Source organism: Streptomyces sp. 7R007, assembly GCF_054850255.1.
This window is the reverse complement of the sequence record NZ_JBTWMV010000025.1, coordinates 64,678-86,837: the sequence shown is the minus strand read 5'-3', so window position 1 is coordinate 86,837 and position 22,160 is coordinate 64,678. Positions and strand designations below refer to the sequence as shown.

Genomic DNA, 22,160 nt, shown 5'->3' with positions numbered 1-22,160 from the left:
TCAATCCCATTCGCCGCGGGCCACGACTTCCCGGACGCGCTTCCCAAATGTCGGGTCGGCACCGTCGTACGGATTGGCAATGACGGTTCCCTCGTCGAGGAAATGGGTCATTCCCCGGCCCAGCTTGCGGCCTGCTTCGGTGTGGATGTCGAGCGCGTAGTCCGGTATGACGGGGTTGCGGAGACGTTTGTTCATGGTGTGGCGCGACCACATGCAGATCTCGTCCGTGGTCTCGTCCTTGGTGATACCGACCAAGTAGCGGACCGCCTGCACGAGGAAAAGCCAGCGTTCGCCCGTGCCCCGTTGCATGCGCATTCCCACCCGGTGCAGGGACTCGACGATGAGCGTCTGCTGAAACGTCCCGTCATTGCAGTCCGACGCGGAGATCACCATCAGCCGTGTCCACAGGTGCGCTTCCAGTTCTGGACTCGTCTCGTACATCTCCCGGGCGATGAGAAGCGCTTCCTCCAGATCCCCCCGGCGGATGTATTTCTGCAGCGCCGATATCAGTTCGTCGCACCGGAAACCGCGCACGCTCGTGACGTCTGCCCAGGGATCTCTCGTCGACGGCGGAAGAGACATGTTCCTCCTCGTGTTCGGACACGTGTCAAGGCCCGTTCGATCTGGCGTACTGCCCCTGCCGGGGAACCTCCGGGTGCCGCGGCGGAGATCCTCTCTCCCGCCACGGCCACAAACCTAGATCGTTACAACAGGGAACGGCAGCAACTTTCCCGCTGCGTCGAATGAGGAGAATATGCACCGATTTGCACCTGGATCGGCGCCTGTCGGCCGGGGTGCGGCCGACCGCTCCCCTCGCGCGGGGCGAAGGCCGGCCGCGGGATTCGCCGCAGCTCAGCGCGGCGCAGACGCCGGCTTGCTCTTTCACGAGTTAAGATAAGTCGTGTATCAGTGCGAGTGGCTTGTTTCCTTGCGCCTTCGGTATCCCAACGCAGCCCCTCCCTGCAGACTGCTCCCCTGAGCAGTGTTCGGCGAGGGCCGCCGTCGGTCCTGCCGGCCGCTCGCCGACTTCCACCCCGGCCGAGTTCGATGCCGTGCGGGCCGCTGGGTGAGGTGCCGCCCAGGACCAGCGCGGACCGGGTGCGAGGCCCCGAGGTCGGTGGTGACGACGCCGCCCCCATCGCCGCCCTGTGCTGCCCGCCGCGTGTAGCCAAGGCAAGATCCGCCGCTACCTCGCCGACACCGACCAACTGCTCGAAACAGAGCCGACGCCGGAGCTCTTCGACAGTGCCATGATCCGGCGGCACCCTGACCACCTCAACCGCAGCAGCCTGTGGGCAACCGCCAAGCGCTCTACCCGGACCGAACCTAGGGTGGCCCGCACCCGTCTGACGGATGATCACGGGTCCGCCGGGTGGGCGTCAGCCCTGCTTCATGGCCCGTCGGCCGGGAGGAAGCCCGATGCCGTGCGCCGACGGCCACGACGTCGACCGCCGCTGGCCGACGCGCTCCGCGTCCTGGACCACACCGGAGGGTCGACTGCGGCGAGCGCGCTGATGACCTGGAGCGCGGGGGCATTTGCCGCCGTCGGTATGCCGGGCGGGCTGGTTGGGGTTGTTTCGTTCGCGACTGCGGGCGACAGGGCGAGCTTCCATCGAGCAGCGGGCTCTTGCGAGAGCCACCCCGCTCGACGGCAGCTCAGGGGGGCGGTGGTCAGTGCAGTGGCAGGCTTTCGACGGTGAATGCCGGGCTGGTCAGGGGGGTGTCATACAGGTAGGTGTCCATCTGGGAGTTGGTCACCAGGAGGCGGTCTCCGCTCACGGCGACGCCGGTGGTCGTGTCGGCTCCCGGATAGGTGCGCTCGAAGGAGACGGTGGCCCGGGTGTCGTGGTCGGAGAGCCGCACCGTGGCGACCTTGTTGTTCACGGAACGGGCGATGTACAGCGTGTTGCCTCGCCGTGCGATGCCGTCGGCGCTGGTGAGCGCAGGTGCGGAGATCTTGCCGACATCGCCGGTGGCGAGGGTGAGCCGGTAGAGCGCGCCGCTGTACCAGTAGCCGATGATCAGGTACTTGCCGTCGGGGGCAGTGGTGATGCCGTTGCCGTTGGACTTGCCGGCCACGTAGCCCGGAAGGCGGTAGGCCACCTTCAGGGTCCGGTGTCCGCCGGTGGCGGGGGCGTGCACCTCGGCAGCCGGGATCCGGTAGACCACGGGGCGGAAGGAGTCGGTGATGTAGACGTCCCCGTCCGGGGCGACGGCGGCGTCGTTGACGAGGGTCTTCTCCCCCGTGTCGGGGACGGTGTAGGAGGAGACCAGCTTGCCGGTGTCGGTGTAGACGAAGAAGCGTCCGGTGAAGGCGCCGGCGACCAGCAGGCGGTTGCCGTCGATCTTTATTCCGGTGGCCTGGGTGCGGCCGTCCTGGCCGCCTGGCAGGAAGGGTTCGAGCGTCTTCGCTCCGACGCGTCCGCGGTAGACGGTGCCGTCGTCGATGCTGCCGGTGTAGACGGAGCGACGGTCGGCCGCGACGCTCTCTGGGAAGGCATTGCCGCCGTTGACGGTGATCGGGTAGGCGCTGTCTTCGGGCCCGTGGGCGTCGTCGCGGCGGTGGCGGGAAGCGTGAGGGCCGCCAGGGCGGCGGAGGCCGCGGTGAGGGTGAGCAGCTTGCGCCGCCGGGCGGCGTGCGCGGTGGTGCCAGTAGACATGAGAAGGGACTTTCCAGTCGACTCGTAGGAATGTGATCTCTTTGATGCTGGTGAAGCGACGATCATCGCCGCAAACCCGGCGAAGGCTCCCAAGCGCGGATCGCGGCCGGCTGCGGGGACGTGTGTCAGCGCAGTGCCTCGGCGATCGCGCTGGCCAGGGACGTGGTGGGCCGGTCGATCAGTCGGCTCAGATCGCCCGAGTCGGTGAACAGCTCGTCGCGGCTCATGCCGAGGTCGGCGTCGGTGAGAACCTTGGCCAGCTCGGCGGGCAGGCCGGCGCCGATCAGCACCTGGACGAGCTCGTCAGCCGGGAGGTCGGTGCAGCTGATCTCCTTGCCGGTAGCGGCCGAGACCGCTGTGGCGAACTCCGCCAGGGTGAAAGCCTCGTCGCCGCCCAGCTCGTACACCTCGCCGGCATGACCCTCGGTGGTGAGCACCGCCGCGGCCGCCTCGGCGTAGTCGGCACGGGCAGCGGCGCTGATCCTGCCCTGGCCGGCGGCCCCGGTCACGGTGCCGTACTCGAGGACCACGGGGAGCTGAGCGGTGTAGTTCTCCAGGTACCAACTGTTGCGCAGCAGCACGCTGGGCACGTTGCGCTCGCGCAGGTATTCCTCAGTAGCGCGATGAGTGGCGGCAAGGATCGTGGTGGCCGTGTCCGCATGGGACATGCTCGTGTACGCCACCAGAGACACGCCCGCGGCGAGCGCGGCGTCGATGGCGCGCCGGTGGTTGCCGAGGCGCTCGTTCACGGTGGTGGTGGAGATCAGGAGCAGTTTGTCCACTCCGGCGAAAGCCGCCGTGAGGCTGTCCTGGTCGGCGAAGTCGGCCCTGCGCACTACGACGCCGCGGTCGGCCAGGTCCTTGATCCTTGAGATGTCCCGGCCCGTCGCGACGATCTGTGAAGCGGGAACTCCCCGCCGCAGGAGTGCCTCGACGGCAAGCCTGCCCAACTGACCAGTGGCTCCTGTGACGACGATTGACATTGGTGATCCCCAATCTGCCGCGGCCTCCCGCGGCGTGATCCACGATGGCGGGGTAACTCTCTATGGGGAAGCAGCCACTTGTAGGTAAGGTAGCCACCCACAGGAAAGAAGTGAGGTGAGCGCTGTGTCGTCCGAGACGGCTGTGACCGAGCCCATAGCGTCATGGGATCCGTACACGCGTGGCTGCCCGTCGCGCGACCTGCTCGACCAGATCGGCAGCAAATGGTCCGTTCTCGTGATAGGCGAACTCGGTAGGGGCGGGGCGTGCCGGTTCACCCAGCTGCGGAAGCAACTGGCGGGGGTGAGCGAGAAGATGCTCACCCAGACGTTGCGCGCCCTCGAACGCGACGGCCTGGTCCTGCGAACGGTCTATCCGGAGGTGCCGGTGCGCGTGGAGTACGCGCTGACCCCGCTCGGCCAGACGATCCGGGAGCCGCTGCGGGCGCTGACCGACTGGTCGGTGCGCCACATGGCGGAGGTCCTCGCCGCCCGCGAGAAGTACGACGCCGACACCGCGCAGACCAGCTGACCGGTAGTTCGTTGAACTCGCCGGTAGTGGGGTCGACGACGGGGATTGACGACGGATCGCCGCGCCGGCGTGAGGCGGTGGTGAGGGTTCTGGCCTTCTGATCGCCTGCTGGGCACGGAGAGGCTCGCAGAGAATCAGTATGCGGGTTTGATCTTCATCGGGGGCTGGCTGCCGTACTTGTCGAGGTGGGCGGCCGCGTCCGTTGGGGTGCGGAATCCGGCGGTTGGGGGCTGGAACGTGTACACGGCCAGTCGGGGCCCTGCCTCTTGGACGGCCCGCGTGAGCGTGCTGCGCGGGTGACGCCGAAGAGGCGGGCGAGCAGGTCGTGGGTGCCGATCTTGCGCAGGCAGAGGACGGCGGCCAGGACCCGGTCCGCATCGGAGAACTTGCCCTTGGCGCCCGCGCCTCGCGCGCGGAGTCGCTCACCGTCCCGGCTTTCATGGCGAAGCCACTCACGTTGGTGCGCCAGCGCCGGGACCAACGAGTTGACGAGGGCGTCCAGTTGCGGGGATGGCTGTGCCGGTCAGCTCCGGGTCGCGGAGTAGATCGAACAGCCACTTCAGCGGTGCGGCCGCCACCCGCCTGGGCCTGCATCAGCGCGCCGCCCGTTGGTGCAGCGACCCGCAGCCCTTGAAGGCCCGCAGCCAGGCGCTGCCGCACATGCTGCCAGCCCAGCTGGGGGAACGGACAACCCGCCAGCAGCAGATACACCGCGACTCGGGAGGGCGGTCCCTCACACGGGCCTGCACTCCGGCGGTCTGGGCCAGAGCCTCATCGACCATCTCGAACGGATGATCTGGGTCAGCTCGCCGAGATGGCCGGGCGCGAACGCCCCTTCCGCAACGGCAGCCTCACGGCAGGGGGCAGTCCTGGCGGCCACGGAACTCCCAGCCGAACAGTGATCTTGGTCGACACCGCGCTCATGAGCCAAGGAACTTCCGCAGGTGGGTCAGGAGGACGTCGGGGCGTTCCTCGGGGATGAAGTGGCCGCATTCCGGGATCTCGGCCGCGGTGACGTCATCGGCGTACTGGCGCCAGATATCCAGGCTGGGCAGCCGGGCAGGCAGGCCGGCCGAGCCCCACAGGGCCAGAACGGGCATGGTCAGACGGCGGCCCGCGGCGGCGTCCTCGTCGTCGAGGGCGAGGTCGCACTCCTGGGCGCGGTAGTCGTCGAAGCCGGCACGCAGCGCGCCGGGGCGAGAGAAGGCGCGAACGTAGGCGTCGACGGCGTCGGGGGCCAGACCGTGGCGGTTGTAGGTCCAGCGTTCGAAGAAGTACTCCAGATAGGCACGCACGTTGTTCCCGACCAGCAGTTCGGGCAGATCGGGCTGAAGGTGAAAGAGCCAGTGCCAGTAGCCGGTGGCCACTGAGGCATCGAGGCGGCGGAACATCTCGCGGGTGGGGACCACATCGAGCACGACGAGCTTCTCGACCTGGTCGGGGCGATCCAAGGCCCAGCGGTGCGCGACCCGGGCACCGCGGTCGTGGCCGACCACCGCCGCCCGCTCGAATCCGAGGTGCCGAACGAGCTCGGCGATGTCCGCAGCCATCTGGCGCTTGTCGTAGCCGGTGGCAGGCTTGTCGCTGAGACCGTAACCGCGCAGGTCGGGGGCGATGACGGTGTGGGTGCCGACGAGCTCGCCGAGCACCGGACGCCAGCACAGGCTGGTCTGCGGCCACCCGTGGAGCAGCACCAGCAGCGGCCCCGAGCCCGCGCGTGTGTAGTGCAGGCGGATCCCGTTGACCTGGGCCACACCCGTGATCACTGTTGCCGTACTCATGGTCCGTCCCTCCACGCCTCACCAGCTAACCATCTCAGGAGGTTAGTAGCGTGCGGATCCGTGGACAATGGGTCCATGGCGACGGATGACGAGTGGCTCTGGTACGGCGGGCGGGTGTGCCTGGACTTCGTCAACACCCTGCGCGATCGCTGGAAGGAGCCCCGGGAGACACTCCGCGAGCCGGACGACGTGGCGCGCTGGCTGCGCGGCGCCGGCCTGCTCACCGACCGGCCCCGCACGGGTGATGTGCCCGTGTCCGCCCTGTCCTCCGCGGTGACGCTCCGCGAGGCGATCGACCGCGCGGTGCTGCGTGTGGCCGGCGGTGCCCTGCCCGCTCCCGCCGACATCGCCGTGATCAACGAGGCGTCGGCGGCAGCCCCCCGCCCCACACTCCACCTGGTAGTCAGAGACGGCCGGTTGGAGTCGAGCAGCACGGCGCAGGTCGCCGAGGGCACGATCGTGGGCCTCGGCCTCGTGGCCCAGGACACGATCGAGTTGCTGCTGTCCCCGGAGATACGACGAGTGCGTGTCTGCGGCTCCGAGCACTGCGCCCTGCGCTTCGTGGACCGCTCGCCCGCGCGCAACCGCCGCTGGTGCTCGATGACCCGCTGCGGAAACCGCACCAAGGTCCGGCTCCACCAGGCCCGCTCCCGCGCACGTGACTAACTAGCACGAACTCCGTTCCGGCCCGGGCGACTTGACACACCGGTTCCACGACATCGCCTCTGATGGCCCATCAGCCACGTACGCTTCCGACGATGCCTTCGACCAACGAATGACACCGTCTCCGGTAGTGGCAGTGCCTGGCGATGACCTGACGTCTGCGCCGCCAGCGGGACCAGCTCAGTGCGTGGATGCGACGTGGCGGGCGGGATCGGTGTGCGGGGCCAGTGGCCAAGAACCGGCGGACGCCCGCCGGTGAGCGGGACCAGGGTGGAACCGTTTCTGCACCCCTCTTTGCCGCCGCCCGCGCCGCCGTGACCGCGAAGCCGCGGCGGAGCCGAGGTAGTACGCGATGTCATCGGGTCCGCTGATGCTGCGCCGGGCCAGTGTCCAGCGGTGACGGGTGGGGCAGTCGCCGTCGAAGTCGTCGATCGCGGGTCCCGATGGGGTGCTGACGGAACTGCTCGGCGATGCCCTCGGTGCGCATCGCGCTCTGGTCGTGCATCCGGCCTGGCCGCGTGGCTCCGTACCACGAAGTGCGGCCCTGGCCGTCGCTGATCGTGGTGGCCCTGATGGTGTTCTGCCTGCGCTTTCCGGAGACGAACGCCCGCCGTCCGGGACGCCCCGCCTTAGGGCGGCGGACCCGGATCTCCATCCCGTCGATCCGCAAGGTCACGGTCTCGACCCCGGCAGAGGCGAACACGTCCTCCAGCGTGCGCCGCCGCAGCCCGGGCCGCTCAGGGACAGCGCAGCCGCGCTCGGCAAGCAGGGGCCGGATCTCGCCGCAGCCCGGCCGATCGTGGACCAACCGCCTGATAAATCACGCCGAGTGCGGCATGGGTGAGCCCGATCCGCAGCTGCACCAGGGTCACCAGCAGCTGGTCGACGAAGACCAGCTCGTACTCCGGCCCACCTCCGCTTTCCCGACGTCGTGAGCCCCCGCGCCGCTCGTCACGTCCGGACTCGCACCGCGCTTCCCACGCGGTGCAGGCTCGGCTGCGAGGGCTCCCCGGTGCTCCGCCGAAGACCGCACAAGGCGTAATGGGACACGGCTGCGCGAACCTGACCAGGGTTCACGCCTCGACCACATAGTGGTCCATCCGCACGTCACTGCCAGTGTGAGGGCGCGGTCAGGCGGGCTGCCACAGCTCGACCCGGTTACCCTCCGGATCGGTGACCCAGCCGAATCGACCGACACCCTCCATGTCCTGGATGTCCTCGGACACGTCTGCCCCCTTGGCACGCAGCTGCGCGAGCATCGCATCCAGGTCACCGACCCGGAAGTTGAGCATGGTCTGCTGGGCTTGGGACCCGAAGTAGTCGCTCCCGGACTCGAACGCCGCGAACACCGTCGGCCCGGCTGCCTGACGCCACAAGCCGTGCTCGTCGGCGTCCAGGCCCAGGCAGTCGCGGTACCACGCGCTCAGGGCCTTCGGGTCGGCAGCCCGCATGAAGTAGCCACCAATTCCAAGTACACGTTCCATGGCGCCATCCTGCCAGGACGGAGACAGACGGCGGGCGCGGCACCATACCCGGCTCCTTGTGGATTCTTCCGCTTCGGCCGTCCAGGCAAGCATGCCGGGCGTTGGGGCAGGCGCCGCTCGAGCCCGGCATCAGCGACGGACAGATTGAGCCTGCGAACAGCCACGCGCGCTGCACGACTGCGAACATTGACATACACCCGGCAGCGAAAGTGAACTACGTCGGGCGAGCGGCGCCGTTGGCGACGTGCGATGCCAGCGCCGCCCATGAGCACGCCATGCCGCACGAGGCGACCAGCGCCACTGGTACCGAGGACGAGACCGGCGAGGCTTCGCACCCCGCCGCGGAAGAGGACGCGCCGATCGCCCGCTCCGGCCGGGCCCAGCTGACCCGGCCATGCGCGACAGAGGTCACCGCGAGGATGCCCACAGTCAGAGACACAACAGCCGGCGCACTGCCGGGCTGTGCTCGACGTCCGGGCGTCTGAAGTCGAAGGCGCGGCGGAGGAGGGTCGCGGAGGTCCTCATCCACGCGAGGAACGTCCGCTCGTTTGCAGCGTGCAGCGCACATCGGGTTCCTCGGCGTGTCCGTACAGCCAGGCGTCGAGACTTCAGCGGTGCACCCCGGTGCCGTCATCGCCGGAGTGCGGAGGGGCCGGGGAGACGCGCGCCCCCAGGTGATTTGATGATCTCATCGAAAATGCTTGTCCAATCAGCATTGGTGAGACATGCTGACCATGCACCTCGATTGGTATGCGCCGGAACGGAGCGACTCGCATGGGACCAGAGGGGTTGACCAGCCCGTCTCCGCGTCCAGCCGGGAGTGACCAGTTACAGCTGGTCGTCCTGGGCACGATGGCCGGGAGGATATGGCCGGAGCCCGGCCGCAGCGGGACGAGCACCGCCCTGTGCGTGGGCGACCGTCACTATGTCGTGGATCTCGGATACGGCTGGGGCCAGCGCTATCAGCAGTACGGGCTCGGATCCGGGTTCGGGATGACACCGCTGCGCCGTCTGAACGCCGTATTCCTGACTCACCTCCACTCCGACCACACCATCGGGCTCGCAGAGTTGCTCACCTACGGGCTTGAGCCTCGCGAGGAGCCCATCGTCGTGATGGGACCGGGCGGCCGTCGCACACCACCGCCGCTTCATGCTGTGCTCGGCGCGCCCGAGCCGCCGCTGGTGGCTGCGCAGAACCCGATGCCGGGCACCGTCGACACCGTTCGGTCCCTTGAGGCGGCGTTCGCGGCAGACCTCAACGACAACGTGCGCGACAGCGGGAAACCCCATCCGGACGAGGTCGTCCGCGCCGTCGACATCGCCCTGCCGGACGCGGCCCGCGCGGCGGTGGGCGATCCGGACGTCAACCCGTCACCCGTGATCGAGCCGTTCAGCGTCTTCGAAGACGATGCCGTGCGGGTCACGGCGACCCTGGTCGACCACCGGCCGGTGTTCCCCGCCTTCGCCTTCCGGTTCGACACCGACGCCGGATCGGTCACCTTTTCCGGCGACACATGCCGCTGCGACAACGTGATCCGCCTTGCACAGGGCAGCGACGTGCTGGTCCACGAAGCCAACGACGTCGACTTCATCGCCCAGTTCCTGCCCGAGCCACGAACCCCCGGCCAGCAGGCCAAACTGGACCACCTGCGAGCCGCTCACACCAGCCCGCAGGAGGCCGGCGAGGTCGCGCAGGCCGCCGGGGTGAGCACGCTGCTGCTCACTCATCTGGGCCGCTGCGATCCCGCCAATCCCCCCTGGTCAAAGGCCGCACAGACGTTCTCGGGCCGGGTCGTCACCGCACGGGAGGGGCTGCGGCTCGACGTCGGCACCCGTATGGGGGCCGGCCGGTGACCACGACTGTGACCCTGACCGGCACCGGCGTGCCGATGCCCGCTCCCGGCCGGGCCGGCGCGGGCACCCTGGTCAGTTACGACGACGTCAACGTCCAGATCGACGTGGGCCGTTCCACGCTCATGCGGCTTGCAGAGATCGGTGTAGGCGTTCACCAGCTCGCCGCAGTCCTGCTCACCCACCTGCACAGTGACCACACCTCTGACCTGGCCGACCTGGTGCTCACGCGCTGGATCCAGGACCACTTGCATCACGCAGGCGGGCTCGAACTGGTGGCGCCCGCGGGCCGGGCCGAGGTGTTCCTGCGGCGTCTGCTGGAAGCCTACGAGTACGACATCGACGTGCGCACCAGGCATGTCAACGGGAGCGGCCCCGAGGTGATCGGCCACTGGTTCCCGGTGCCCGGGAAGCCGACCCCGGTCTGGCGCAGCGGCTGCGGCCGCGTCCAGGTCGACGCCGTCGGCGTCCACCATGAGCCCGTCGAGGAGGCGGTCGGCTACCGGATCACCACTCCCGACGGCGTCGTAGCCGTCTCCGGCGACACGCGGGTGTGCGACGAGATCGCCGACCTGGCCAGGGGCGCCGACGTGCTGGTCCACGAGGCATGCCGGAGCACGGCGCTGGCCGAGGCGGTGCGGGGCACCCGATTCGAGACGATCTTCAGCTACCACGCCGACACCGTCGCCCTCGGAGCTCTCGCCCATCGCATCGGCCTGCCCCACCTCGTCCTCACCCACCTGATCCCTGCCCCCACCACCCCCCAGGAGGAGCAGAGCTTCATCGACGACGTCCGCCGGGGCGGGTACGCCGGCCGCGTCACAGTGGGCCGGGATCTGACCACGATCGACATCGGCACACCGACAGGAGCGGGCGATGAGTGATCCGACTCCCGCGGCGACGAGCCGGTCCGACGGGCTGGTCGACGTGCATGCCCACTTTCTGCCGCCGTGGTACGTCGACCTCGCCCGCCGGCACGGTCACGAAGTTCCCGACGGGATGCCTGCCTGGCCCGACTGGGACGCCCGCGCACATCTCGCTTTCATGGACGAGCGGCACATCGCTCGGTCCCTGCTGTCACTGTCCTCACCCGGCATCACGCTCAGCCCGGACATCGACCACGCCGCACTGGCCCGCCGGGTCAACGAGTACGGCGCCCAGGAGGCCGCGCGCTGGCCTGACCGCTTCGGACTGCTCGCCTCCCTGCCACTTCCCGACGTCGACGCCGCCCTGACCGAACTCGACCACGCCCTGGACACCCTGGGCGCCGACGGGGTGATCCTGTCCACCCATGCCGACGGCATCTATCTGACCGAACCCCGCCACGAACCCCTGTGGGCGGCGCTCGCCGCGCGCGAATGCGTCGTGCTGATCCACCCGACCGCACCCGTGGGATCACAGTCAACCCGGCTCGGGCTCCCACTGCCGATGATGGAGTTCCTCTTCGACACCACCCGCGTCGTCCTCGGCCTGGCGCTGGCCGGGACCCTCACGCGCCACCGGGGACTGCGGCTGGTGGTCCCCCACGCCGGCAGCCTGATTCCGCTCCTGGCGGACCGGGCGGCGCTTTTCCAGCTCGGGATGCGGATGGCCCTGCCGCCCGAGGACCCTGAACACGCGCTGCCCGGTGTCATCGAAGCCCTCAAGAGCCTGTGGTGGGACCTCGCCGGCACCCCCACGGCCACCCACGTGAACGCACTCCTGACGCACTACGGACCTGCACACCTCCTCTACGGCAGCGACTTCTGCTTCACCCCACCGATCGCCGTCGACCTGCAGATGGCACTGCTCGACCAGGTGTGGCCCACACTCCCTCCCCTCGCTGATTCCGGCGTCCCCGAGCCCTGGCGAAACGCGACCCGTGCCAACACCGACCGCCTGATGCAACGCCCCTGAACAGCCCTTCCCCCGGAGACGGCCAGGACTGAACCGCCACTCCCCCTCGCAGGCCGTCGCCGCGACTGGCGCTCGCCGCACCCGCGACACGGGACTGGGAAGGACCGCCCTCGCACACATCTTCACAGCCACAGCCTCCAACTTCCCCCGCATCGACGCCTCGTGGTTGCGGCAACCACTCGTCCCCACTTGGACATCACACTGGTGCGGAGCGGGCGCGTGAGATGGGCGCGCACCTGGGACGCCGCGGCGTCGTCGCGCGGCAAGCGGTTACGGTGGCCCGGCGGCGCCCTACCCAGCACCCGGTGCCGGACGGTCTGCGCCGCTCGATCCTGGAAGTGGGGCCACGTCACCGTTGGTGCACGAGCACCCACGCGCTGGCTCAGTCCCCCTATCTGACCGAGAGCCGGCCCGCGACCAGCAGGCCGATCGGCCGTGGGGTCTGGACGAGGTGCTCGTGGACGTCCGGTTGTCGAACTTCACCGAACACGGCTTCACCTGCGCCCACACACAAGGCGAGTGTCCCCGGGCCTCGCACACGGCCGGCTTCCAGCAGCGGAGCCTCCAAAGGGTCCCCGGGGCTTTCCGCTCCGGGGACCCCTGACCCTTCTCGGTGCCGGCATCGGGCACGGGGCTGACACGACGCCTCGTGCTCGTGTTTCAACGAGGAACGGGCGCAGGCCCGCAGGCCGGCTTCAGGTCACGAGTCACGTTCCTGGGAAGCGAACCGAGTCGGAAGCCTCGCTGGGCCCCTCCGTCTGCGGCTGCAGCGAGGCTGATGATCAAGCTCATGCTTCGGCCGCTCGTGTACTGCGGTTGACGGCCGAAGGGACGGCGCTGACGTCTGTCTCGTCGTCGAGAGCCCTGACCTGATCGGGCGTGCCGTCGACGTCGCCGGGCCCCGGAGCGGTGTTCTCGCGGGTCGGGTTGAAGCGATAGAGCACCAGACCGGCGATCGCGGCGATGAGGAGGCCAAGGCCGACCTGCTTGGGGTTCTGGTAGATGAGCACGACTGCGAGCAGGACGGACCACACGATCCCGACCGGGTAGACGACGCGCCAGCCACGGACGCGGAAGGCCGCGGTCGGGACAGTGCCTCGCAGCTTGCCGATCCACATCACGGTCAGCAGCACGCCGTACCCGGCGACCCAGAGCACCACCGTCATGGCGATCAGCACCACGTACAGGGAGCTCCAGATGGTGGACAGGACGGCCACCACCGCAGTCACCCAGACCGCGAACGACGGGACGTTCTCCTTGTTCAGCTTGCCGAAGCGGGCGTTGAGGACCAGTTTGCGGTCACGTGCCTGGGCCCACAGGACTCGCGCGCCGGCCATCTGGAGCACCACTGCGCTGACGAACAGTCCGTAGACGGCTAGCACTTCGAAGATCTTGGCGAGCGTGTGCCCGAGCACGGGGTTGAGGATGTAGGTGACCGGCTGGACGTCGGCGAGCGTGTTGGTGACGCTTCCCATGGCGAGCAGCAGGAGCAGGATGACGACCGTGCCGAAGGCGTACGAGCTGAGGTTGGCTATCACCATGGCCTTCGGAATGGCCCGCGAGGCGTCCTTGGTCTCCTCGCCGGCGTTGCCGCTGACATCGAAGCCGTTGAGGACGATGCACGGGAGCAGTGAGGAGTACAGCAGGGGCAGAATGATCGAGCCCTTGACCGTGCCCTGGGTGGTGAAGAGGTAGTCGACGCCGTTGACATGGTGGTCGCCCAAGCCCAGGGCACCCATGACCACCACGGAGACCAGGACGCAGGCGGCCAGTGTGGCGATGACGCCGACGTTGACGAATCGGCTGCTGAGCTTGACGGAACCGACGTTGAGCAGCGTGGAGACGAGGATCAGGACGGCGGTGACACCGACCAGCCCCCAGTGTCCGACCGAGATGCCCCACCACGCCAGAATGACGGGCGCGATGGCGATGCAGGAGGACGCGAGCGAGAAGATGTGCGCCAGTTCGATCCACCAGCCGGTCTGCCAGCCGAGGAAGCCTCCCCCGAGTCTGGAGACGATGTTGTAGGCGGCCCCGGCCACGGGATAGGCGGAGCAGGCTTCGGCCACACAGAAGGCGATGAGTATCTGGAGGGCTCCGGCGATCACCCAGGGCCACATCATCGCGGGGCCGGCGGCCGAGAGGCCCACGGCGAAGGTGAACACGATGCCGCCGATGGGAGCGATCATGCCGAATTGCAGGGCGAAGTTCGAGAAGACCCCGAGCTTACGGCTCAGCTCCGGTTTGTAGCCGAGTTCCTTGAGGTATTCGTCGTCGCTGACGTTTCGCGCGTCGAGCGCGGCATCATTGGTTTTGTTGGGCATCGTCTTCCCCGAAATCCTTCCAGACATCATGCTCCCCAGAGGTGAGGCGCCGACAGGTCACACGCCCCGCCTGTTCAGTGGGGCGGCGCTGCCGAAGAGAGTTGTGGGATGCAGGGGGGTGGCCCCGGATGTGGTGGGCGGTGCGCTGTCGATGACCCGGTTTGCGAAGCGTCCGGTTTCCGAAGCGGATGTGGTGTCGTCGCCCGTGCAAGTCTGTTCTTGCGTACCCTGCTGGTGATACGGTTCACCGAGGTTTGGTGAACCGTATCACCAGAGTCGATGCTGTCAATAGCTTTTCAGCGGTCCGAAATTTCGAAGTTACGCAACGTTCATCGCTGATCAGATTTCATCGTGCTGCATTCGTGCGCCGGTGACGGGCTCAGTGCTGCGCGGCGACGATCCTCGGTGCGACCCGTAGCGCGTTCGCGGCGATGGTGAGTGCCGGGTTCAGGGCTGCGGACGAAGGGAAGAACGAGCCGTCGACGACCCAGAGGTTGTCCACGTCGTGCGAGCGGCAGTCCGGGTCGAGAACGCTGGTGGCCGGGTCCGAGCCGGCCACAGCGGTGCCGCACATGTGTGAGTTGGTGGCGATCCCCATCCGCTCGGTGAGGATGATGGGATACCCGGCGCGGCGGACCGCCTTGGTGACCCGACGGACCAGTTCCTCGTGCGGAACGGTGTTGTTCGGTGTCCAGTCGACGATGATCTTCTCGCCGTCCACCCGTACCCGGTTGTCGCGGCTGGGCAGGTCCTCGGTGGTGAGGTAGATGTCGAGACTGCGGTCGGTGACCGCTTTGAGCGCCCATGCCGGCGCCCAGGGACGGCTCCCCTGTACATGCGCCGTCTGCAGCTTGCCGAGCATCTGCAAGTTGCCCAGCGGGAACTCGTTGTCCGGGCCGGGCAGGTACCAGTCGTTGAGGCCCAGGGTCTTCTGCCAGCCCGTCCGGTTCCTTCGGAAGGGGCTGACCCCCATGAAGAAGGTGCTGTTGTGCACCATGTAGTTGCGGCCCAGCAGGCCTGACGAGTTGCCCAGGCCCTGGGGATGCTTGTCGCTGCGGGAACGCAGCAGCAGTGCGGCGGTGTTGACGGCGCCACAGGACACCGCGAACTGCGCGGCTTCGACGCGCAGGGTCCGTCCGTGGCGCTCGACCTCGGCTGCCACGATCGTGGTGCCGTCGTCCGCGGCGATCAGGCGACTGACCTTGGCCTCGGTCAGCAGCCGGACGCCGTCCGACGCCAGGGCCGGGCGCAGGGCCCGGTTCTCGGCCTCGCTCTTGACGTCCGTGGGGGAAGGAGTGCCGTCCGCGGCGGTCGCGGCCTCCCGCTCGGCCTGGGTGCGCAGGTTCATGCCGTTGGGCATGTGGAACGGATGGAGTCCCTGCGAGCGAAGGGACCGGGCGAAGCGTTCGACAGCCGGCTCGTGCGGAAGCGCCGGGGCCGGGTACGGGGTCGAACGCGGCGGCTCGGTGGGATCCTCGCCTGGGACGCCGTGGACCTGGTAGAGCCGTTCGGCTTCGGCGTAGTAGGGTTCCAGGTCCCGGTAGCTGAAGGGCCAGGCGGGCGAGATGCCGTCGTAGTGCTGGACCTCCTCGAAGTCGGAGACACGAAACCGTGGCAGGCATGCGCCGTAGAACTTCGTGTTGCCGCCGACCCAGTAGTAGACGCCCGGCTGGAACGGCTTCCCGGTCACGCCGTCGTACCAGGGTTCCGCGGTCTTGTAGCGGCCCTTGACGAACATCTCCGCCACGACCGAATTCTGTGCCTCGCGGGGAAGGAAACGGCCGCGTTCGAGGACCAGAACGTCAAGGCCCTGGTTCCTGAGGGCCCAGGCGAGCGTCGAGCCTCCCATGCCGGAACCGATGATGACGACATCGGCGGTCAGTGTGTCCTTGTCGCCGGGGTCGACGACCGCCCCCTCGCGCAGCGGAGGGTAGGCGTCGATTCGGGGCTGCTGATTGTTCATTTCTGCCCTTGGAAACTCGGTGGGAAGGCCCGGCAGGGGCCGCCGGTCGGGGAGGTGCCGGGGGCCCCTGCCGGAACGGGTGCGCGCCTTACAGGTGCTGCTCCTTGGCGCGCGTGGCCCAGTACTCGTCCTGGCGTTCGTCGGTGATGTAGGCGGGGACCGGGAAGTCCCACCAGCCCGGGACCCACGGGCCGGCGGCGTCGCGGTCGGTCGGGATCTCGATCAGCACCGGCGCGTTGGCGGCGAAGGCCTTGCGGTAGGTGCTCTCCAGGTCGGCCGGATCGTCGACCCGGTAGGACTCCAGGCCGAACGCTGCCCCCACGGCCCGGAAGTCGGGGCTGTAGGGCGTGCCGTCCGGGCGGTTGAACTCCGTGCCGATGTGCCGGCTGGTCTGCTTGCGCTGCCCGCCGCGGATGGACATGAACCCGGCGTTGTTCTGCACGACGAAGACCACGGGGATGTCATGGGTGACGCAGATGCCGATCTCCTGGGCGGTCATCAGGAAGTCACCGTCACCGAGCACACAGGCGACCTGACGCTCCGGGGCGGCCAGCTTGGCACCCATGGCGGCGGGGACGGCCCACCCCATGGAGGAGAAGCCTCCCGAAGTCAGGTGGGTGCGCGGGGAGTAGACCGGGAAGGTCTGCTTGACCGCCCCCTGGGTGTTGCCGGAGCCCGCGACGATGATCCCGTCCCGCTCCATGACGTTGCGCAGAGCGCCCAGCGGTCGCTGAGAGGTGAAGGGGAACCGGTCGGAGTCGCGGCGGCCGGCCAGCTGCCGCTCCCACTCGTCCTTGAGTCCGGCCAGCTCGGCCAGGTAGGCGTCGCGGACGGGCGAGGAGTCGGGCAGGGAGTCGGCGATCGCCTCGACGGTCGGCTTGGCGTCGGCGACGATACCGACCTCGGCGGGGTAGTTCTTGCCGATCTCGTGCGGGTCGATGTCGATCTGCACGAGCTTGGCCGACGGGATGGAGAACGTGACGCCCTGGGCGTAGCTGGAGGAGGACCAGTCGGTGAAGCGACAGCCGATCGACACCACCACGTCCGCGCGGGAGGCGATCGCGTTGCCGACGGGTGTGCCGGTCTGGCCCACGCTGCCCGCGAAGAGTGTGTGGTCCTCGGGGAAGGCGCCCTTGCCGTTCCACGTGGTCACGACCGGGACCTGCCACTTCTCGGCGAGCCGGAGCACTTCCCCGGCCGCCTCGGAGGTGACGGCTCCGCCGCCGACCACGATCACGGGCCTGTGGGCACCGTGCAGGACCCGCGTGGCGCGGTCCACGGCCTCCGGGTCGGGTTGCGGCTTGCCCACCGGAAGCCGCCGCACGAGGTCGTGCAGCTCGACCTCGGCCGCTTCCGCCTGTACGTCCATGGGGATTTCGATGTGCGCCGGACCGGGACGGCCGGTCAGCATCGCGCTGAACGCGCGGTGCATGATGAACGGCAGTTCCTCGACCCGGGTGGCCACCCAGTGCCGCTTGGAGACGGCCTCGGCGACCTTGGGGAAGTCGTTGTCGGTGTAGCGCTCGAGTTCCTGCAGCAGGCCATGGCCGCGCATGTGGGTGGGAGGACCCCCGGTGATCACCAGTACGCTGGTCGAGTCGCTGTACGCCGTCGCCAGGCCGAGCACCGTGTTGGCCGCGCCGGCGCCGATCGAGGTGGTGGCCGCCATCGGCTTGCCGGAGACCCGGTAGTAGCCGTCGGCCAGATGTACCGCGCTCTGTTCGTGGAACACCTGGATGAACGGGATCTGCGAGCCCTCCTCCAGGAAGGCGTCGGTGAAGGACCAGATTCCGTGGCCGGGGATACCCGCCACGTAGTCGACCCCGTACTGCTTGAGGAGTTGTGCGACGACTTGGCCGCCGGTGAGCTTCGGCATGTTCCGATCTTCCTTAGCGAGTGGTGAGGGCTATGCGGCGCGGGCCGCGTACTGCAGGCCCTGCTTGGTCAGCCGGCGCACGTTCGGGTCGGCCAGGTCCTCGGGCGAATGACCGACCGAGTGGTAGAAGACACGGCCCGCCCCCCAGCGGCGCACCCAGGCCACAGGGCTGCGGTGTCCCTCCAGCCAGGGCAGGTGCTCACCGGTGAACACCGTCTGTGCGAGCACGTGGTTGTTGGGGTCGACGTGCATGTAGTACTGCTCGGAGGCCACCTTGAAGTCACTCACGCCGGCGGTCACGCAATGGTCCCGGTCGGTGATGGAGACCGTGTACGGGTAGGGGAATCCTTCTCCGGCCGGGTGTTCGACGAAGTCCCCGCCCAGCAGGAAGTGGTACTTCAGGCTGGCGCGGAACGCGGCTCCCGCGCCGTGCCAGGCGGCGAAGCCGGTACCCGCTTCCACCGCGTCGAGCAGGTGCTGCTCCTGCGCGTCAGTGAGGTCCTCGGTGGTCAGGGCGTTGTTCCAGCCGAGAACGATCAGGTCGTACCCGGTCAGATCCGCGTCCAGGCGGAAGATGTCCTGCGTCTCCTCGACGTCGAAGCCGAGCTCGTCGAACAGTCCCCGGGCCCACTCTGCCACCCCGTAGGGCTGATGTCCGGGCCAACCGCCGTACAGGTAGAGGACTTTGGTCATTGGCTTCCTCCTGGAAAGAGTTTCCGCAGTGATTCGATTCACCAATGATTAGTGAATCGTATCACCAGAGTTTGTGCAGTCAATGGGTGCCGTGGGGCTGCTGCGGGGGCTCAGGAAGCCGGGATTCCCCTGATCAGGGCCGCCGCCCGCTCACCGATCATGATGGCCGGGGCGTTCGTGTTGCCCGTGACGAGCGTGGGCATGATCGAGGTGTCCGCCACGCGGACGTTGTCGAGGCCGAAGACACGCAGTTCGTCGTCGACGACCTTGCCCATCATGCAGGTGCCCGACGGGTGGTAGAAGGAGAAGGACTGCGTGCGGATGTAGTCGTCGATGTCCTGGTCACGGTCCGACACCGGAGCGAGTCCCGCCGCCGCGGAGGTTTGCAGATCCCCCTCCAGCATGCTGGTCAGCCGCGACTCGCGGGCGATGCGCAGACAGATCCGCAGCCCTTCCCGCAACCGCGCGCGGTCGTCGGCGTCGTCGAGGTAGTTGTGGAAGATCCGCGGCTTGGCGTACGGATGGGAATGCCGCAGGGTCACGCGTCCACGGCTCGCGGGCCGGGCGACGTAAGGCCCGAACGACACTCCGGGTTCGAGCGGGGCGGCGAGCCCCTGGTCGCGGACGATGCCCAATGCGGCGTGCACCTGGATGTCGGGCGCCGGCAGGTTGTCGCCGGACCGGAAGAACCCACCGACCTCGGTCCAGGCCATGGGACCGCTGCCTTGAGTGCGCAGCCGCTCCTCCTCCGCACTCGTGTCCGGTCCGAGGACCGGCGGGACGCTGCTGACGAAGCTGAGGAAGCAACCGGCATGGTCCTGCATGTTGCGCCCGACGTCCGGAAGATCGTGCAGAGGGATCACGCCGTGTGCCGTGAGCTCGTCCGCGGGACCCACGCCGGAGTGAAGCAGCAGGTGCGGAGAGTTGTACGCGCCCAGGGACAGCACGACCTCGCGGTTGACGTGCAGCGTCCGGACCGAGCCGAGGTGGTCCACCTCCAGCCCGGTCGCCCGCGCGCCGTCGAAGCGAAGCCGCAGGGCGAGCGTCGAGGACAGGACGGTCAGGTTCGGGCGTTCGGCGGCGGGCGCCAGGAACGCCACAGCGCTGCTGCACCGCAGACCCCCACGCTGGGTGACCTGGTAGTACCCGACGCCGTCCTGGCTGGCCCCGTTGAAGTCCGGGTTGGGGGTGTGGCCCGCGTTCTCGGCCGCCTCGACCCAGGCCCTGAGCAGCGGATGGACGCAGACCGGGTCACTGACGGTCAGGGGGCCGCCGACGCCGTGGAACTCGTCCGCGCCGCGCTGGTTGTCCTCGGACTTCTTGAAGTAAGGGAGGACGTCGCTGTAGCCCCAGCCCTTGTTGCCGAGCCGCTCCCACGTGTCGTAGTCGTAACGATGGCCGCGCACGTAAAGCATCGTGTTCATGGAGCTGGTACCGCCGACGGCCCGCCCACGCGGAAGATACGCGCGGCGCCCGCCGAGCTGCGGCTCGGGTTCGCTCTCGAAGTCCCAGTCGTAGGCGGTCTTCAGCTGCTGCGAGAACAACGCCGGAATCTCGAAGAGCCGTCCCTGTGCCTGCGGACCGGCCTCTATCAGGGCGACGCTCACGCCGGGGTCCTCGGACAGGCGAGCGGCGAGCGCGCATCCTGCCGATCCCGCGCCGACGACGATGTAGTCGTAACTGTCCACGAGTGGCACTGTGCTGGCCTCCTCCGTTGTCACGCCGTGCCGATCGCAGCGTCGCCGCGGCCGCTGAGCGGCCGGAAGGTCGTGCGTCGATGCGAACCGATGCGGCACATGTGCAGATGCCTCCAGAGGCTAGGCACTGCGGACGAGCCCTGCGCATGCACAGATTGAGCGGCAAATGGGTGCCGGGCTGCTCACTTCGTGCACTGGCCGGCAGGTGGCCGCATCACGCGGCACCTTCCATCAGATCCAGGCCCTTGAGCGCCAGGAGAAGACTCTGGCGTACGGAGACCTCGTCGAGGCGACGGCCCAGGATCGCCGCGATGCGGTCCAGCCGGTTGTAGAGGGTGCGCCTTTGGACATGGAGGTCCTGGGCGGCGTCCGACTTGTTGCCGTCAGCGCTCAGATAGGCGCGCAACGTGGGCAGGAGAGGGGTCGCGGCCCTGGCGTCGTGGGCCAGCAGGGGACCCAGCTCGTCCTGCACGAAGCCGGCCAGTTCGGGACCCTGGGCCAGGGTGATGAGCAGGCGCTCGACTCCGAGGTCGTCGAAGCGCACCAGCCGGTTCGTGCCGAGCGACCGGGACACCCCCGCGGCACTGCGCGCCTGAGTGATCGCCGTCGGGAGCAGCGCGGCGGGCACCTCGCGGCTCACCCCTCCGCCCTGGGCCTGCCACTCGTTTCGTCCCACAGAGCTCCCCTGCTTCCACGAGGATGCGAGCGTGATCAGTACGAGGTAGTCGCCCATGTCCGCCTGGATGGCGTTGTCGGGCGGTGACTGCGCGCCCCGCGGCGGTTTCTGCTGTGACCGGGAGTCCTTGTTCACCACCACGACGACCAGGTCGCCTCTTCCGATGCGGTGTCCCAGTCGAACCGCCCGGTCGACGAACTCAGGCCCCGTCAGATCGCCGAGGACGAGCCTTGTGATGAGAGCGGTGGCACGTTGCCCCTCGCGGGCTTCGCGGCTGTGGTCGCTCAGCAGGGAGATCGCGACCGCGGCCGCGGCACGGTCAGCGGCGAAGCCCGCGTGCTTCTGCCCCGGCCCCTTGACGCCCATGACGTGGATCCACCCCCACGGATGCCCGCGGGTCAGCACGGGGCGCATCAGGCACTCGTCCTCTGTCGCGTGCTCCGTGTGCGCGTGACGGTCCCAGTGCTCCAGTTCCTCCGTCGTGCCGCCGACACCGGCCACCACCTGGTGCGCCAGGTTCTCCAGCACCACGAAGGCGGAGGTCAGCCGGGCCAGTTCGCGCAGGATCGACAGATGGTCGCCCCCGGCGAGCAGCAACGAGGTGAACGCCGAGTCGATGTTCCGCTCCTCCACGAGCGACTGCGTACGGATCTTGGTCAGGACCTCGTGGACCTGTGCCGACACCGCCGCGAACGGAATCTCCCGGCCGAGGGCCACGACCGGCAGACCGCAGCGCGCGGCCTCGTCCACGACCGCCTGGGGGACCTGGTGGAACCTGCGACCGGACTCCTCGATCACCAAGCCGGTGGCTCCGGCGGCCTGGATCGCGCGAACGTACTCGCGCTGCTGCTGTTCGGTTGAGCCGATGCCCAGGCCCGCGGTCAGCAAGAGCTCGCCCCCGGACAGAAACCGGGCGACGTCCGGGATCTCCGAGGAGTGCACCCAACGCACCTCGCGGTCGAGGTTCTCCTCGCCCGCCAGGACGCGCGGCTCCGCTCCGCTGAACGCTTCCAGGCACAGAGCTTGGGCGAAGGTCAGGGTCATAGACCTCACTCTAGCGACCACAGTGTGAACCATCCCGTGA

Annotated in this window: 19 protein-coding genes; 6 read left to right on the top strand and 13 right to left on the bottom strand. The window is 68.5% G+C overall.

Annotated features, from left to right (window positions below; all coding sequences use genetic code 11):
* Both ACYF6T_RS28710 and ACYF6T_RS28705 read right to left on the bottom strand, forming a co-directional pair.
* Complete coding sequence (locus tag ACYF6T_RS28710) at positions 1 to 582, bottom strand: hypothetical protein (RefSeq protein ID WP_461700022.1); 582 nt, start codon at positions 580 to 582, stop codon at positions 1 to 3.
* Positions 583 to 1,671: 1,089 nt separating this feature from the next.
* Positions 1,672 to 2,142, bottom strand: coding sequence for a YncE family protein (locus tag ACYF6T_RS28705; protein WP_461700021.1), 471 nt, complete (start codon positions 2,140 to 2,142; stop codon positions 1,672 to 1,674).
* On the opposite strand from ACYF6T_RS28705, the gene ACYF6T_RS28700 reads away from it, so the two are divergent.
* Complete coding sequence (locus ACYF6T_RS28700; protein WP_461700019.1) at positions 2,137 to 2,688, top strand: hypothetical protein; 552 nt, start codon at positions 2,137 to 2,139, stop codon at positions 2,686 to 2,688. The genes ACYF6T_RS28705 and ACYF6T_RS28700 overlap by 6 nt on opposite strands.
* Positions 2,689 to 2,785: 97 nt before the next feature.
* Here ACYF6T_RS28700 and ACYF6T_RS28695 read toward each other — a convergent pair whose 3' ends face one another.
* Complete coding sequence (locus ACYF6T_RS28695; protein ID WP_461700017.1) at positions 2,786 to 3,643, bottom strand: SDR family oxidoreductase; 858 nt, start codon at positions 3,641 to 3,643, stop codon at positions 2,786 to 2,788.
* A gap of 115 nt (positions 3,644 to 3,758) precedes the next feature.
* Here ACYF6T_RS28695 and ACYF6T_RS28690 point away from each other — a divergent pair, with 115 nt between their 5' ends.
* The gene (locus ACYF6T_RS28690) at positions 3,759 to 4,172 is read left to right on the top strand and encodes a winged helix-turn-helix transcriptional regulator (RefSeq protein WP_461700016.1); all 414 of its coding nucleotides are present in this window, start codon (positions 3,759 to 3,761) and stop codon (positions 4,170 to 4,172) included.
* 920 nt (positions 4,173 to 5,092) lie between these two features.
* On the opposite strand, the gene ACYF6T_RS28685 is transcribed toward ACYF6T_RS28690, so the two are convergent.
* Positions 5,093 to 5,953 carry an alpha/beta fold hydrolase gene (locus tag ACYF6T_RS28685; RefSeq protein WP_461700015.1) on the bottom strand — a complete coding sequence of 287 codons (861 nt, stop codon included), beginning with the start codon at positions 5,951 to 5,953 and terminating at the stop codon, positions 5,093 to 5,095.
* A gap of 75 nt (positions 5,954 to 6,028) precedes the next feature.
* On the opposite strand from ACYF6T_RS28685, the gene ACYF6T_RS28680 reads away from it, so the two are divergent.
* Entirely contained in the window at positions 6,029 to 6,619 is a 591-nt protein-coding gene (locus ACYF6T_RS28680) for a CGNR zinc finger domain-containing protein (protein ID WP_461700014.1), read from the top strand.
* 352 nt (positions 6,620 to 6,971) lie between these two features.
* On the opposite strand, the gene ACYF6T_RS28675 is transcribed toward ACYF6T_RS28680, so the two are convergent.
* The 3 genes from ACYF6T_RS28675 to ACYF6T_RS28665 form a co-directional block, all read right to left on the bottom strand.
* A complete protein-coding gene (locus ACYF6T_RS28675; protein ID WP_461700069.1) occupies positions 6,972 to 7,271 on the bottom strand; it encodes a transposase family protein in 300 nt (99 codons plus the stop codon).
* Positions 7,272 to 7,746: 475 nt separating this feature from the next.
* The gene (locus ACYF6T_RS28670; protein WP_461700013.1) at positions 7,747 to 8,100 is read right to left on the bottom strand and encodes a VOC family protein; all 354 of its coding nucleotides are present in this window, start codon (positions 8,098 to 8,100) and stop codon (positions 7,747 to 7,749) included.
* Positions 8,101 to 8,529: 429 nt separating this feature from the next.
* The gene (locus tag ACYF6T_RS28665) at positions 8,530 to 8,661 is read right to left on the bottom strand and encodes a DUF202 domain-containing protein (RefSeq protein ID WP_461700068.1); all 132 of its coding nucleotides are present in this window, start codon (positions 8,659 to 8,661) and stop codon (positions 8,530 to 8,532) included.
* A 189-nt stretch (positions 8,662 to 8,850) separates the two neighbouring features.
* Between ACYF6T_RS28665 and ACYF6T_RS28660 the strand changes: the two genes are divergently transcribed.
* Genes ACYF6T_RS28660 through ACYF6T_RS28650 form a run of 3 tightly spaced genes read left to right on the top strand, consistent with a single transcriptional unit; the run spans position 8,851 to position 11,847 of the window.
* Positions 8,851 to 9,954 carry an MBL fold metallo-hydrolase gene (locus ACYF6T_RS28660; protein WP_461700012.1) on the top strand — a complete coding sequence of 368 codons (1,104 nt, stop codon included), beginning with the start codon at positions 8,851 to 8,853 and terminating at the stop codon, positions 9,952 to 9,954.
* Entirely contained in the window at positions 9,951 to 10,835 is an 885-nt protein-coding gene (locus tag ACYF6T_RS28655) for an MBL fold metallo-hydrolase (protein WP_461700011.1), read from the top strand. The genes ACYF6T_RS28660 and ACYF6T_RS28655 overlap by 4 nt, the downstream gene beginning before the upstream one ends.
* Positions 10,828 to 11,847: an amidohydrolase family protein gene (locus ACYF6T_RS28650; RefSeq protein WP_461700010.1), complete on the top strand. Its 1,020-nt coding sequence runs from the start codon at positions 10,828 to 10,830 to the stop codon at positions 11,845 to 11,847. Before ACYF6T_RS28655 ends, ACYF6T_RS28650 begins: the two co-directional genes overlap by 8 nt.
* A gap of 788 nt (positions 11,848 to 12,635) precedes the next feature.
* On the opposite strand, the gene ACYF6T_RS28645 is transcribed toward ACYF6T_RS28650, so the two are convergent.
* The 6 genes from ACYF6T_RS28645 to ACYF6T_RS28620 form a co-directional block, all read right to left on the bottom strand.
* Positions 12,636 to 14,171, bottom strand: a complete 1,536-nt coding sequence (locus ACYF6T_RS28645; protein ID WP_461700009.1) for an APC family permease — start codon at positions 14,169 to 14,171, stop codon at positions 12,636 to 12,638.
* Between the two features lie 379 nt (positions 14,172 to 14,550).
* A complete protein-coding gene (locus ACYF6T_RS28640) occupies positions 14,551 to 16,134 on the bottom strand; it encodes an FAD-dependent oxidoreductase (RefSeq protein WP_461700007.1) in 1,584 nt (527 codons plus the stop codon).
* A gap of 88 nt (positions 16,135 to 16,222) precedes the next feature.
* Positions 16,223 to 18,010 (bottom strand): thiamine pyrophosphate-binding protein, encoded by a 1,788-nt coding sequence (locus tag ACYF6T_RS28635; RefSeq protein WP_461700005.1) that lies wholly within the window; start codon positions 18,008 to 18,010, stop codon positions 16,223 to 16,225.
* A 30-nt stretch (positions 18,011 to 18,040) separates the two neighbouring features.
* Entirely contained in the window at positions 18,041 to 18,703 is a 663-nt protein-coding gene (locus ACYF6T_RS28630) for a ThuA domain-containing protein (protein ID WP_461700004.1), read from the bottom strand.
* A gap of 110 nt (positions 18,704 to 18,813) precedes the next feature.
* Entirely contained in the window at positions 18,814 to 20,391 is a 1,578-nt protein-coding gene (locus ACYF6T_RS28625; protein WP_461700003.1) for a GMC family oxidoreductase, read from the bottom strand.
* A gap of 223 nt (positions 20,392 to 20,614) precedes the next feature.
* Entirely contained in the window at positions 20,615 to 22,120 is a 1,506-nt protein-coding gene (locus tag ACYF6T_RS28620; RefSeq protein WP_461700001.1) for a PucR family transcriptional regulator, read from the bottom strand.
* Between the last annotated feature and the right edge of the window lie 40 nt (positions 22,121 to 22,160).